13 protein-coding genes and 1 tRNA gene are annotated in these 12,515 nt (G+C 63.2%); 9 read left to right on the forward strand and 5 right to left on the reverse strand.

Annotation, left to right across the window (positions count from 1 at the left end; genetic code table 11):
* The first annotated feature begins 18 nt into the window (after positions 1-18).
* Positions 19-951, forward strand: a complete 933-nt coding sequence (gene gluQRS, locus KP004_RS05235; RefSeq protein WP_216801323.1) for a tRNA glutamyl-Q(34) synthetase GluQRS — start codon at positions 19-21, stop codon at positions 949-951.
* On the opposite strand, the gene KP004_RS05240 is transcribed toward gluQRS, so the two are convergent.
* Genes KP004_RS05240 through KP004_RS05250 form a run of 3 tightly spaced genes read right to left on the reverse strand, consistent with a single transcriptional unit; the run spans position 942 to position 2,270 of the window.
* Positions 942-1,151: a hypothetical protein gene (locus KP004_RS05240; protein ID WP_239026949.1), complete on the reverse strand. Its 210-nt coding sequence runs from the start codon at positions 1,149-1,151 to the stop codon at positions 942-944. The two genes, gluQRS and KP004_RS05240, sit on opposite strands and share 10 nt — an antisense overlap.
* Positions 1,148-1,582: an acyl-CoA thioesterase gene (locus tag KP004_RS05245; protein ID WP_216801324.1), complete on the reverse strand. Its 435-nt coding sequence runs from the start codon at positions 1,580-1,582 to the stop codon at positions 1,148-1,150. The genes KP004_RS05240 and KP004_RS05245 overlap by 4 nt, the downstream gene beginning before the upstream one ends.
* A gap of 43 nt (positions 1,583-1,625) precedes the next feature.
* Complete coding sequence (locus KP004_RS05250) at positions 1,626-2,270, reverse strand: hypothetical protein (RefSeq protein ID WP_216801325.1); 645 nt, start codon at positions 2,268-2,270, stop codon at positions 1,626-1,628.
* A 131-nt stretch (positions 2,271-2,401) separates the two neighbouring features.
* On the opposite strand from KP004_RS05250, the gene KP004_RS05255 reads away from it, so the two are divergent.
* A tRNA-Gly gene (locus KP004_RS05255) sits at positions 2,402-2,476 on the forward strand.
* A 302-nt stretch (positions 2,477-2,778) separates the two neighbouring features.
* Positions 2,779-3,063, forward strand: a complete 285-nt coding sequence (locus KP004_RS05260; RefSeq protein WP_216801326.1) for a hypothetical protein — start codon at positions 2,779-2,781, stop codon at positions 3,061-3,063.
* Between the two features lie 184 nt (positions 3,064-3,247).
* On the opposite strand, the gene mobB is transcribed toward KP004_RS05260, so the two are convergent.
* Entirely contained in the window at positions 3,248-3,751 is a 504-nt protein-coding gene (gene mobB / locus KP004_RS05265; protein ID WP_216801327.1) for a molybdopterin-guanine dinucleotide biosynthesis protein B, read from the reverse strand.
* Positions 3,748-4,380 (reverse strand): molybdenum cofactor guanylyltransferase, encoded by a 633-nt coding sequence (gene mobA / locus KP004_RS05270; RefSeq protein WP_239026950.1) that lies wholly within the window; start codon positions 4,378-4,380, stop codon positions 3,748-3,750. The genes mobB and mobA overlap by 4 nt, the downstream gene beginning before the upstream one ends.
* Before the next feature lie 169 nt (positions 4,381-4,549).
* On the opposite strand from mobA, the gene tssJ reads away from it, so the two are divergent.
* The 6 genes from tssJ to tssB are packed head-to-tail and all read left to right on the forward strand — an operon-like array spanning position 4,550 to position 12,506.
* Positions 4,550-5,053, forward strand: a complete 504-nt coding sequence (gene tssJ, locus KP004_RS05275) for a type VI secretion system lipoprotein TssJ (protein ID WP_216801328.1) — start codon at positions 4,550-4,552, stop codon at positions 5,051-5,053.
* Positions 5,050-6,447: a type VI secretion system baseplate subunit TssK gene (tssK, locus tag KP004_RS05280; protein ID WP_216801329.1), complete on the forward strand. Its 1,398-nt coding sequence runs from the start codon at positions 5,050-5,052 to the stop codon at positions 6,445-6,447. Before tssJ ends, tssK begins: the two co-directional genes overlap by 4 nt.
* Before the next feature lie 2 nt (positions 6,448-6,449).
* On the forward strand, positions 6,450-7,115 hold the full coding sequence (locus KP004_RS05285; protein ID WP_216801330.1) for a DotU family type IV/VI secretion system protein: 666 nt from the start codon (positions 6,450-6,452) through the stop codon (positions 7,113-7,115).
* A gap of 15 nt (positions 7,116-7,130) precedes the next feature.
* Complete coding sequence (locus KP004_RS05290; RefSeq protein WP_239026951.1) at positions 7,131-10,628, forward strand: type VI secretion protein IcmF/TssM N-terminal domain-containing protein; 3,498 nt, start codon at positions 7,131-7,133, stop codon at positions 10,626-10,628.
* A 9-nt stretch (positions 10,629-10,637) separates the two neighbouring features.
* Positions 10,638-11,957 (forward strand): type VI secretion system protein TssA, encoded by a 1,320-nt coding sequence (tssA, locus tag KP004_RS05295; protein WP_216801331.1) that lies wholly within the window; start codon positions 10,638-10,640, stop codon positions 11,955-11,957.
* Positions 11,958-11,978: 21 nt separating this feature from the next.
* Positions 11,979-12,506 carry a type VI secretion system contractile sheath small subunit gene (gene tssB, locus KP004_RS05300; protein WP_216801332.1) on the forward strand — a complete coding sequence of 176 codons (528 nt, stop codon included), beginning with the start codon at positions 11,979-11,981 and terminating at the stop codon, positions 12,504-12,506.
* Positions 12,507-12,515: the final 9 nt, after the last annotated feature.

A 12,515-nucleotide genomic window follows, 5' to 3' on the forward strand; every position in this document is an offset into this window, starting at 1 on the left:
TTTCGGGTGCATCCATTGATGGCTGACTTACCGGACAACAAAATCGTCATCGGCCGTTTCGCGCCGTCCCCGACCGGACCGCTGCACCTGGGATCCCTGGTCGCGGCACTGGGAAGCTACCTGATCGCGAAGAAGGCGGGTGGTTTGTGGCTGTTGCGCATGGAGGACCTGGACCTGCCGCGCGTGATACCGGGCATCGCCGACGATATGCTGGCCACCCTTGAAAAGCTAGGTTTCCGGTGGGACGGGGAAGTGCTCTACCAGAGCCGGCGTATCGAATATTACCGCGCCGCCGCCGAGCAGTTGCAGCAGCGCGGCCTGGCCTACGCCTGCGGCTGCACCAGGAGCGAGATAGCGCAGATCGCATCGGCCCCGCATGAAGACGGCCTGGTGTATCCAGGCCTTTGCCGCGACGGATTGGCGCCGGAGAAGGTGGAACGGGCGCTGCGGGTCAAGGTCTACGATGAGGTGATTTCCTTCGATGACGGGATCATGGGACGCTACAGCCAGCACCTCACCGCGTCCTGCGGCGATTTCGTGATCCACCGTGCCGACGGGCCCTATGCTTACCATTTGGCTGTCGTGGTCGACGATGCTGCCTCAGGTGTGAACCAGGTGGTGCGGGGGTCGGACCTGCTCGCTTCTACGCCGCGCCAGATCTACCTGCAGCGCATCTTCAACCTGCCGACACCCTCCTACTTCCATCTGCCGCTGGTTACCGGGCCCGACGGCGCCAAGCTCAGCAAGCGCGACAACGCCGTCTCAATTGCCGCGGGGCGCGACCTGGAGCGGGAGGGGGGGCGACTCCTCTTTGCCGCGCTTCGTTTTCTCGGGCAGCTCCCGCCGCCGGAACTGCAGGACGCGGCAGCGACGGAAGTCCTGGAGTGGGGAGTCGACCATCTCGATGTCTCCGCCATCCCCCGCACCCCAGCCCCCTTTATCTATCCCTGATCCATGAACGGCGGAGGGGTTTCCTGCGGCGCCGCCATCGGCGGTTTCTTTTCCCGTCGCTGCAGTCCTTCTCTGATCTGGTCGCTGATTCTGCCGCTCAACCCCGGTTCCTTCAGGGTGAAACGGATCATGGCGTCGTTGAGCGTTTCGCATCCCGACAAAAACAGCAACATCAGCGGCAGGAGCACCCGGCTGGTCACGATTTTTTCCTCCTTCTCTCCACTTCGCGCCATTTTTCCAGCTCCGCCTCGGTGACCGGCTGCCATTGCGGCACCGGTGCCGGGTGCCAGTTCTCGTCGACAGCCACCATGGTGAAGACGCCGCTTGCGGCAAGGCGTTTGTTGCCGTCGGTGACGTTCTCCGCTTCCACTTCCACTTCGACCTCCATGGAGCTGCGTCCCACGTGGATGATGGTGGCCCGTGAGTAGATCACCTCTCCAACGTTGATCGGCGTGAGGAAGGTGATGCGCTGGGCGCAGGCGGTGACCACGCGCTTGCGGGAATAACGCCAGCAGACTACACCCGCGGTCTTGTCCATGATGCTCATGATCACGCCGCCGAAGATGTTGCCGTAAGAATTGGTGTCCTTCGGTAGCAGCGTCTCGATCAGCTCCGCTTTTCTGTTCTCCATGGAATCTCCTCTCTTGCCGCGTATTTGTTGCAGGTGCGGACACTCACTCTGCCGTGGGATCAGACCCGCTTTCGTCCGCGCCGGTGGTCGCGCCGACGATCCTCCTGAGGCGCGCGGCGCCGGCCCGTTCCATCGCCTTGCCCGTGATGCTGCTTCTGGTGCGGTTGCGCCGCTCCGCCACCGGGTACACCGAGCATTCGATCTCGACTCCCCGGTCCTCGAGGTAGATGTGCGTGTAATCCCTGATCACGCCCCCCTTCCTGATGGGGACCGTCTCCGTCTGGAACGGGATCCCCCTTTCCTGCAGCAGGTTCTCCACCGCTTCTACGGAATCCGAGAAGAGGTGGATGTCGATGTCGCTGCGGTCGGTGACCGCACCGGAGAGGACCGAGCCGACCAGGTAGGGTGAGAATTCCTCGAACAGCTCCAGGTACGAGAGGGCTGTCACCCTGAGTCCCAGCAGGCGCCGGGGAAGGACGTCCTCTTCCCGGGCCGCGATCAGGCTGGCGAGCTCCTGGTGAATCTCGGCGTTACTTGGGAGATGCGAGCCAAGGGAGAGGGCCTTCTCTGCCCCGAAGGGCTTGGCAGCCTTTCTTTTTGCATCGCGGTATTCCCGGACGCCCTCTTCGTACATGAGCCGAGCCGCCTCCCTGGCGATCATCGCGCGTATCCTGTCATCCCTTCTCATGTGACGAGTATAGCTGATGGTGTGCGATATGATACGACTTTTACTCCGCAGGTGGGGCAAAAATTTTCGTGTCATTAAAAAAAGGGGTTGACTGTGAAACCGGGTTTTGCTATAAACAGGATCTCTGCTGAGCGGGAATAACTCAGTGGTAGAGTGCAACCTTGCCAAGGTTGAAGTCGCGGGTTCGAACCCCGTTTCCCGCTCCAAATTATCTATCAAGCCCCGGTGACTTCACGTTGCCGGGGCTTTTTACGTTGTAGCCGGGAACGGACACACCACGAGTGGGAAGCTGCATCGGTTACATTCAAGACTTACTGGTTGGATTTTTTTTGACAGTCATCCGCTGCATCAAGTTCCCGACCTCTACTGGCGGCGCACCTGAACTCTACTCAGCATGGGCCAGTGGCATCGGCCGCGGCTGATGCCAGGTCTGCCTGCCTCGCAGCAGGAGCGAAGTAAGGGGGTGCGGCCTCTGGCAACTTGCCAGCCGGTGATGGGGAGAGTCTTTATGACAAAGAGTCCGGACGAGACCGTGCTGAGAAATGAGGATGTGGTGCAGGTGCTGGTGGGAATCCCGGAGGGGCATCGGCATGTGCGCACCACGATAAGGTTCGCCGATGGCCGCTCTGTGACATTTCAAGAGGCAACCGTAGCTGCCATCGTCCGTGCCTACATCACTGTGAAGACCGATCCTGTCAAAGATGCCGTCGAGCTTACCGGACGGAGGGTAGAGGATCGCAAGGCCGGTTACGCCGAGTGGCAGCTTCTGGAAGAGCCGCAGCCTAAGGAATGACTCTGATTGACTGAAGAGCTTTTATGCCTGTGTGGCTCCATAGCTGTTGAAGAATGAGAGAGTGTCTCGGTTGACGACGCTTTGCAACGGGGGGATGCAACATGTCGGCTGGACGACGGTGTGGCGGGTACAAGTGAAAAGTGCAGGCCAGGGGCTCACCTCGCCTGCACTTTTTCAGTTGGCACTACTGCAGGAAAGTCTCCTCGATGAAATCGGCGACGGCGCAGGGGTCGTTCAGGTCCAGCACCGGGACGTCGAGGTCGAGAACGCCGTCGCTGGCCACGGCTACGAGGGTGGGATCGTAGCTCTCGCCGCGGCAGAGCAGGGTGGTGCTCCTCTCCTGGCGGTTCACCTCGATCTTGGGCATGCCGCTTTTCTTGAAACCCTCGGTAACCACGATGTCCATGTCGCTGAAGTAGGTCTCGATCAGTTCCTCGATGGGCGGGGACTGGGTGTGCTTTTTCACGATGGCGAGCTTCTCCGGTGAGGAGATCAGCATGGTGTCGGCGCCGGCCGCGGTAAGCCGGTAGCTGTCCTTGCCCGGATGGTCGATGTCGAAACGGTGCGCGTCATGCTTGATGACCCCCACCTTGTATCCGCGCTCTTTCAGGTGGATGATCACCTTCTCCAGCAGGGTCGTCTTGCCGGTGCCGGATTTTGCCACAAAGGAAACTGCCTTTACCGTCATGTAATTCCTCCTGTATTGATAACGTCTTCCGGTGTGTTGAGATTCAGGAAGGCGGTGCCGGTGGGGTCGAGACGGGCGATCTCCTCGGGGCCGACCTCCCTCACCCTCACCTGCGGGTACCACGCGTAGGCGCAGCATTCTCCCCCCTCCAGCAGCTTTTGAATCGGCTCCAGGCACCGCTTGGAATACAGCGCGAACAGCGGTTCATACCCCTGCCCGGTCTTCGGGACCACCGCGTCGTAACCCTCCCTGAGCGAGCATAGGTGTCGAAGAATCGCGACGCTGGGGAAGGGGAGGTCGCAGGACGATACGAAGATCCACTCGCTGTCCGCGCCGGACAAGCCGGTGTAGACCCCGCCGAGGGAACTGCCGGGGATGAGATCTGGGAGCACTGTGAGGGAGTAGCTTGAGAAGCGCTCGCTCCGGTCGCCCACCAGCAACACCTTGGCAAAAGATCCCCGGAACAGGTCGAGCACCCGTTCGAAGAGAGGCTTTCCCTGCATTTGCAGAAAAGCCTTGTCCCGTCCCATACGGCGACTCTTGCCGCCTACCAGGATGACCCCCGTTATGTCGTCCGCCACAAAAACCGGCATGTTTGCTGACTCCACCTTAGCGTCACTTGTCCTCATTCCGGGAACAAGCCTCGTTTATAGCATAAGTGTTGCCGGCCGTGGCAGAAATTAAAATCCTCCCCTGATGTTTGCAGCTAATAAATATATGCTAACCTCTCCGTTGTCCTTGGGCGCGATATCCGAAGCATGCCGTCGGGGCATGCCCACACGCGCGATGGGGGTGGCCATGTATAGGATCATATTCGTTGCTTCGCTACTCGGTTTGCTGGCAGGTTGCTCGATGAACATGCGGCTGGCGGAAAAAGGTGCCACGACCTCGCCCGCAGAGGTGATCCGGCTCAAGGTACAGGCCGATCGCCAGCTCAACCGCTATGACAGGAGTTCCCACGCCCTTCTGCTGTGCCTGTACCAGCTGAAGGAGCCCGACGGATTCAGGCAGCTGGCCCAGAACAAGGAGGGGGTCCCGAAGCTCCTCGAATGCGGGCGTTTCGACCCCTCGGTGGTAAATGCGCAGCTTTTGGTGGTGCAACCGGGGCAGGAACTGAGCCGGAGTTGCGACAAGGGTGCCGGTACCCGTTACCTCGGGCTCGCTACCGGCTACTACGGTCTGGGCAAGGGGAAGGTAACGGAACTGCTGCCCATACCGGAAGGTGCCGCGGCCGACGGACGGCAGGGGCTGCTGCATCTGGACCTTGGGGCGCATGAGATAAACAACGCGAGGGTCGAATGAGCGCGGCGCAGCGTCCCATCTTCTGGCATCAGGGCATGTTCCTGCAGCCGCAGCATTTCCAGCTTGCCGAGCGCGGCGTGCACTCCCTGCTGGTCCCGTACCACACCGTTCAGACGCCGCACTTCTGGGGAGTGGCGCGGGTCGCGGTCAGGATCGTTTCGCGCGGGCTTCCTTCCCTGGAACTGGTCAGCGGCGCCTTTCTTTTTGCCGACGGTACCTACATCGAGATACCGGGAAACGCGATCGCTGAATCCCGCTTGCTTCCCGAGGCGGAGACGGGGAAGGGTACCCCCGTCACCGTCTACCTGGGACTGAAGAAGTGGCAGGAACAGGCGGAAAACGTGACCGTCCTGCAGCAGGGCGATCCCCTGGCCATGTGCAACACGCGCTACGTCGTCGCTCCCGACGTCGATTCCTGCCCGGATCTCCATGCCGGTGGTCCCTCTGCCGAGGTGCGCCACCTGGACCACGTGCTGAAGCTGTTCTGGGAGAGCGAGCTGGACCTGCTGGGGGACTACCTGCTGATTCCTCTCACCCGGCTGGAGCTGCGCGGCGACCAGGTGGAAATCTCTCCCGATTTCATCCCCCCCTGCCTTACCATTGCCGCCGTTCCGCTGCTCACGGACCTGGTGCGGGGCATACGCGACCTGGTCGCGGTGCGCTCCCGTCGCCTGGAAAGCGGCAAGAGGCAGCGCGGCGTGCAAGGCGCCGAGTTCGGGTCCAAGGACCTGGTCTACCTCTTCGCACTCAGGACGCTGAACCGCTACCTCGCCCAGCTCGACCATCTCGTGGGAGCCCGGGACGTCCATCCCTGGCACCTGTACGGCGTTCTCGGACAACTGGTTGCCGAACTCTCCTGCTTTTCCGACTCCGTCGCCTGCTCGGGGGACGCGGCGGCCGAGGCAGCAGCGTTCCTGCCGGAGTACAGCCACCTCGACCTGTCTCATTGCTTCTCGCAGGCCCACGATCTGCTCCTGAAACTCCTGGACCAGATCTGTGCCGGGCCGGAGTACGCACTGAAGCTCAGCCACGATGGCACCTATTACCATGCAGACCTCACCTCGACACATCTGCAGGGGAAAAGCCGGTTCTATCTTGCCGTAACCACCGAAGCAGACCCGGCCTCGGTTCGCGAATCCCTCACCGGGCTCGCCAAGCTGGGCGCACGTGAGAGGCTCCCTCTCCTGATCGCCCAGGCCCTGCCCGGCATCACCCTGGAGCAACTGCCCAACCCGCCGCAGGAACTGCCGCGCCGCTCCTCAACTCTGTACTTCGCCATCGACAGCCGTTCCGAACATTGGGACCTCGTACAAAAGTGGCACAACATCGCTCTCTTCTGGGACCAGGCACCCGACGACCTAGAGGCCGAGCTGATGATCGTCACCAGGGGGTGACCATGAGACTGATCGACTGCTTCATGCCATTGCTGGCCCATGTCGTGGAGTTCCGTAACGCGCTGCCGCAGTGTGCCGCCGATTATGCCGAGGTGAAAGGGACCATACGGCAGCTGTTGGCACAATCGGAAGCGCTGGCGCAGGAAGCAGGCTGCGACCCAGACCAGTTCGACCAGGCCCGGTTCATCGTCTGTGCCTGGGTCGACGAAACCCTGCTCGCCTCACCGTGGCACGAGCGGCAACTCTGGCAGCATGAGCAGCTGCAGCGTCTTTTCTACCGGACCACCGATGCCGGCGTGGAAGCTTTCCAGCGGCTTGAGGCCCTGGGGGAGCAAAAGGACGCGCTCGAAGTTTATTGCACCTGCCTCGCCCTCGGCTTCAAGGGGCGCTACATCGGAGAGCAGGGCGAGTATCTGCTGGCGCAGTTGAGGACCGCGCACCTGAAGCGGTTTCTCGGCACGGCTGACGCTGTCCCCGCTCTGGACGGCCTCGCGCTCTTTCCCGAGTCCCTGCCCGACCCTGCTACCGGCGCAACCTCGACCTTTCGGCCCGGCTTTGCCATGGCCCCTCTGTCAGCGGTCCTGATCGCCGCGCCCGTCATCCTGTTTGCCATCATGTACCTCGTGTTCCGATACGTGCTGAACGGTCTGACCCTTCCGAACCTCTAGCGGAGGAGGTGCGTCGTGCAGAAGTCCACCGTGCTCACCTGCTGCAAATATCTGCTCTTCGGCGCGGCGCTGCTTCCCATCACGGTGGTCGCTTTCGTGATGATCCCGCTCCTCACCTGGCCGTGGCGCATCGGCATCTTCCTTCCCTTCATCGTGCTGCTGCTGTGGGGGGTGCTGGAAGGGCTCAAAAAGCTCGTGCAGCGTGTGCGGCAGAGCAAAACGCAGCCGGTGCCGCAGGAACCCGCGCCCGTCCAGCCCGTCCAGCCTGCCCAGACTGCCCGGACTGCCCAGACTGCCCAGACTGCCCGCCCGGAATCGGTTCAGCTTGACGCGCCCTCGGTCGAAACGGCACGGCAGGACCGGATTCTCGATCTGCAGCAGAACTTTCGAGCGGCGATTCGCACCTTGAAGGCGTCTCACCTCAAGCAGGAAGGGGATGCTCTGCATGTGCTGCCCTGGTGCCTGCTGCTGGGTGCGAGCGGTTCCGGAAAGACCAGTGCGGTGCGGGGCGCCCGGCTGTTGTCCCCCTTCTCAGAGCGTCTGGAGCATGGTGCGACGGCCAACTGCTCCTGGCACTTCTACGACCAGGGGGTCGTGATCGACACCGCCGGGCGGTACGCCCTCCCGGCCGACGACGGGGGAGATCGTGACGAGTGGTTGACCTTCTTGTCGTTGCTGAAACGCTACCGGAAGACCGAACTCATCAACGGCGTCATTATCACCGTGGCTGCAGACAGGCTGATGGCTGGGGAACCCGCGGAACTCGAGGAAGAGGGGCGGCAGTTGCGCTGCCGCATCGAGGAGATGATCCGCTACCTGGGCGTCACCTTCCCCGTGTACCTGCTCATCACCAAGTGCGATCTCATAAGCGGCATGAGCGAGTTCTGCGGCGGACTGCCATCCGGGACCCTGGACCAGCCCGTGGGGCTTTTGAACCGGGAACTCGACGCCGACGTCCCGCGCGTACTGGAGCGGTTTAGCGACGTGGTCGACGGGCGCCTGCGGATGCTGCGCCTTTTGCTGCTGCACCATGCGGCGGCAACACCCGCGACCGGCCGTCTGCTCCTCTTCCCCGATCAGGTGCGGGCGCTGCGCCCCGGCCTCGAGCTCTTCATGTCGGCCGCCGCAGGGCAGAATCACTACCAGGAAACTCCGCTTCTGCGAGGCATCTACCTCTGCAGCGCGCTCCCGCTTCGAACCCTTTCCCGCCATGTTCCCGGCGACACGCACCCCGCTGCCGTGGCTCACGCACCTTTTCTCCACGATCTTTTCGAGAAGGTTCTGCCTCGGGACCGCGGGCTGTGGAGTCCCAGCGCCCGGACCCTGAAATGGCGGCACCTCGCCGACAACCTGGCTCTGGTCTGCTGGCTGCTGGTCGGCATCTCGCTGTGCGCCATGCTCACCTGCGCCTTCGTCAAGAACATCGGCGTGTTGCGGCAGGCTTCCTTCGCGGCGGCCGGCACGCCGCTTTTGCAGGGCGATACCGCCGCCGATCTTGCCGCACTGGAAAACATGCGCCGGTCCATCGCGGACGTGGAACGGGAGAACCGGAACTGGTGGGTGCCCCGTTTCGGCCTGAGCCGCAGCAAGGACGTCGAGCAGGCGCTCAAGGCGCGCTACTGCAAGGCGTATCGGGAGCACCTGCTGGCGCCCTTCGATGCGGAGATGGCACTGGCCTTGGAAGCGCTCTCTCCGGCCCTGCCGGATTCCGCCTTCGGTGGGCTCGTGCTGCACCTGAGCCGGCGCTGCAACCTCCTGAAAGGGAAGCTCTCCGGCGAGGATGAGGTCGTTCTCGTGTCCCGTCCGGTTCCGCAGTACCAGGTGCTGGCGCCGGCACAGGGATGGTCCGATCCCGCCGCGGGAAACCTTTACCTCGCCTACGTGGCATGGCTCGCCGATCCGGCCCAGATGACGGAGGAGTTGCAACGATTGCAGCAGTTACTCAAGCGCCTGGTGTTGTTGAAGGGAGCGGATCTTGGGTGGGTGGTGGGGTACGTGGAGCGGGAGGAAACGGCAGCGCCGATTTCCCTGCAGGAATTCTGGGGAGGATCGCGGACCCTTCAGGGCGAGCCGTCCCTGGCCGCCTGTTTCACCCGCAACGGCAGAGAGCGCATTACTGCCGTCTTGGGCGAAATCGGGGCCGCGTACCCGGACCGGGACGTCCTGGCGCGGGCGCGGTCGGAGTTCTGGCGCGGCTACCGGGAAGCGGCCTTCAGCGCCTGGCAGAGCTTCGCGGCACAACTCCCCACCGGTGCCCTCCGGCTTTTGGCGCCCAAGGAGTGGCAGAGCACTGCGACCACCATGGCGGGGGAGCATGGTCCCTACTTCACCTTCATGCGCCGTGCCCTGACTGAGCTGCAGCCCTTCGATCCCGCCGAGTCACTGCCGGTCTGGGTGGCCGAGCTGTACCGCTTCCAGGCGCTCAAGGGCGCCGGCCCTGCCGGGGTCGCATCCTCCCTTTCCGGCCAGGCGAGCAGGGTGGCAGGGAACATCGGGCGACTTGGGGGCAAGAAAGAGAATAATCCAGGTGACGAACTGGGCGCGAACCAGGCCAGGGAATACCTGAACGCCGTGGCACAGATCGCTCCGGTGGCGAAGTCCAGGGCCTTGGCGTACCGGATGGCCTTGCAGGCCTTCGGCGATTCCGGTGAGGCCGGCAAGTCGCCGTTGTTTCAGGCTGCGGAGGCGGCCCAGCGGCTGAACCAGTTCCTTGTGCAGGGGCAGGGGGACGACACCTTCGCCCGCCTCATCTACGGCCCCATCACCTTCTACGGCACCTACATCCGCATGGAAACGGCCTGCGCCCTCCAGGCACAGTGGGAGCAGACCGTGCTCAAGGAGGTGCAGGGGAGCAGGGATCCCCAGACCCTGCAGTACCTCCTGGGTAAGGACGGGCCGGTCTGGAAGTACGTCGGCGACTACGCGAACCCCTTTATCGGCTGGAGCCCCGCGCGTGGCTATTTCCCCAAGTCGGCCCTCGGGGGCTCGATACCGTTCAAGCCCGAGTTCTACTCGTTCCTGGCGCAGGGGGGAAAGGCGAGGCTTGCCGCCGCAGCCGGCTCTCCCAAGCCGGTGTACCAGGTCACCATCAAGGGGCTGCCGACCGACGCCAACGCCGAGGCCCGAGTCAAGCCGCAGGGGACGCGGCTGGAACTTCATTGCGCCACGGGGGTGCAGTCCATGGTCAACATGAACTACCCGGTCAGCCGGCCGTTCGTTTACATGCCCGACGCCTGCAGCGACGTGGTGCTGCAGATCGAGGTGGGGGATACCACCCTCACCATGAGGTATCCCGGCAGCCGCGGCTTCACCGAGTTCCTGCGCGATTTCCCGGCCGGGCGGCATACCTTTTACCCCCGCAACTTCCCCCAGGAAAAAGAAGCATTGCAGCGGCTGGGGGTGCGCTTCATCAAGGTGAACTACCAGCTTTTCGGCGCGGGGGACCTGGCCGCACAGCCGGCCGAGCTGCTACCGGCGCGAATCCCGGTGAAGATCGCCGAGTGCTGGGACTAGGGGGATACCATGATCAGGGATCTTTCCATCGAGAAGCTGTTGCTGCCCATCTCCTCAGAAAGCCTGGCCGGCAGTGATCTGCGCTACACGACCGTGTACGAGGAGATCATGGAGGCGCGCCGCTGTGAGGATGCCGTGGCCATGGGTGACTGGCGGCACGAGGTCAAAAAGGCCAACTGGGACAAGGCGATCTCCCTTGCAGTCACCGCACTCGGCACCAAGAGCAAGGACCTGCAGATAGCGGCATGGCTTGCCGAAGCACTCACGGTCACCGAAGGGTTTGCCGGCCTGGAGTCAGGGCTGGAACTGATCACGGGGCTCACCGAGCGCTTTTGGGAAACGGTTTATCCGCAGGCGGAGGGGGGCGACCTGGAATACCGGGCGACTCCCTTTCAGTTCCTCGACGCCAAGGTCTCGTTGCAGGTCAGGCAGATCCCGCTGACCGACCCGGAACTGACTCCCGGCTACTCGTGGCATGAATGGCAGCGCTGCCGGGAGGTCGGCTCCGAGTCGGAGGTGAGAAACCGCTATGGCGAGATCGACGAGGAGAAACAGAGCCGGCGGGACCAACTGCTGGCGGAGTCGGCCGTCACTCCCGAGGAATTCACCGCTGCGGTCGCGCGCTCCGGCGCGGGCTATGCCGCAGCGCTCCGCCAACGGCTGGCCGCGTGCAGCCAAAGAGTCGAGCGCCTGGCAAAGGTGCTCGAGGACAAATTCCCGGCGGCACACAGCCTCGGGGAGCTTTCCTCGGCCGTCGACGCGTGTACAACGCTCGTCGACACGCTGTACCGGGCAAAGGCGGAACCTGGCGCGACCGCCCCGGTGGAACGACGGCCGCAGGCGCCGGCTGCCGGGGATCTGGATGACCTGCAGGCTGAGCAGGCCGCGGTGCATCCGGTACCGGACCTTGCTGCAGCCGCTTCCGTGGCGTCGGGGGCGGGACTGCCCGAGCACCCGCTCTGGGCAGATGCCGTGGCCAGGTTCGAGTCGGGGGACCTGCAGGAGGCCCTGGCCATGCTTCTTTACTGCGGTAACGGCGCCGACTCGATCCGGGATAGAAACCGCGTCAAGCTCCTGATGGGCAAGCTGTGTCTCAAGGCAGGACGGTCGGACCTGGCCCGGCCCATCATAGAGGAGTTGCACGCGGTTATTGAGGAACTGCATCTGGAGCGCTGGGAGTCGCCGCTTTGGGTCGCGGAGGTGCTGGTCGCCTACTATCAGTGCCTGCAGGCGGGCGGTCCTCGCGAGTGCGACCTCGATCTGTCGCAGGCGCTGTTTCGGCGTATCTGTTTGCTCGATGTCACCAAGGCGATGCCGTACTCGCACTAGAGTGCGGCAGAAGGAGAGACCATGTCTAATTCGGAAAGTCTGCAACACAGGCTGGAGCGGGTGAGGGCGCCTCGGGTCCGCATCACCTACGATGTCGAGGTCGACGACGGCGTGGAGGTGAAGGAGATTCCCTTTGTCGTGGGGGTGCTCTCCGACCTGTCGGGTACGCCGGAGAGTGCGCAGCCAAAGCTTCGGGAAAGGAAGTTCCTGGACATCGACAGGGACAACTTCGACCGCGTGATGGAAGGGATGAGGCCGCGGCTTGCCTTCAGGGTCGATAACACCCTGTGCAGCGACGGCTCGCAACTGGGAGTCGAGCTGCGTTTCTCCAGCCTCGATGACTTTCATCCCGAGCGCGTGGCGCAACAGGTGGAGCCGCTCCGGAAGCTGGTCGAGGCACGGAGCCGACTTTCCGACCTGTTGCACCGGCTGGACGGCAACGACCGCCTCGATGAACTGCTGCAGGATCTGCTCGCCGGCGGCGACGCCCTCAAGGCTATCTGCCACCGCACCGAAGCCGGCGGAGGAACCGACGGCGAGAGCGCCTGAAAAGGAGGG

Origin of the sequence: Geomonas oryzisoli (assembly GCF_018986915.1) — a bacterium.
In the GTDB taxonomy this organism is placed as follows: domain Bacteria; phylum Desulfobacterota; class Desulfuromonadia; order Geobacterales; family Geobacteraceae; genus Geomonas; species Geomonas oryzisoli.

Coding starts and splice junctions, on each gene's coding strand:
- gluQRS (WP_216801323.1), top strand. CDS start 19: ATGGCTGACTTACCGGACAACAAAATCGTCATCGGCCGTTTCGCGCCG.
- KP004_RS05245 (WP_216801324.1), bottom strand. CDS start 1,582: ATGGAGAACAGAAAAGCGGAGCTGATCGAGACGCTGCTACCGAAGGAC.
- KP004_RS05250 (WP_216801325.1), bottom strand. CDS start 2,270: ATGAGAAGGGATGACAGGATACGCGCGATGATCGCCAGGGAGGCGGCT.
- KP004_RS05260 (WP_216801326.1), top strand. CDS start 2,779: ATGACAAAGAGTCCGGACGAGACCGTGCTGAGAAATGAGGATGTGGTG.
- mobB (WP_216801327.1), bottom strand. CDS start 3,751: ATGACGGTAAAGGCAGTTTCCTTTGTGGCAAAATCCGGCACCGGCAAG.
- mobA (WP_239026950.1), bottom strand. CDS start 4,380: ATGAGGACAAGTGACGCTAAGGTGGAGTCAGCAAACATGCCGGTTTTT.
- tssJ (WP_216801328.1), top strand. CDS start 4,550: ATGTATAGGATCATATTCGTTGCTTCGCTACTCGGTTTGCTGGCAGGT.
- tssK (WP_216801329.1), top strand. CDS start 5,050: ATGAGCGCGGCGCAGCGTCCCATCTTCTGGCATCAGGGCATGTTCCTG.
- KP004_RS05285 (WP_216801330.1), top strand. CDS start 6,450: ATGAGACTGATCGACTGCTTCATGCCATTGCTGGCCCATGTCGTGGAG.
- tssA (WP_216801331.1), top strand. CDS start 10,638: ATGATCAGGGATCTTTCCATCGAGAAGCTGTTGCTGCCCATCTCCTCA.
- tssB (WP_216801332.1), top strand. CDS start 11,979: ATGTCTAATTCGGAAAGTCTGCAACACAGGCTGGAGCGGGTGAGGGCG.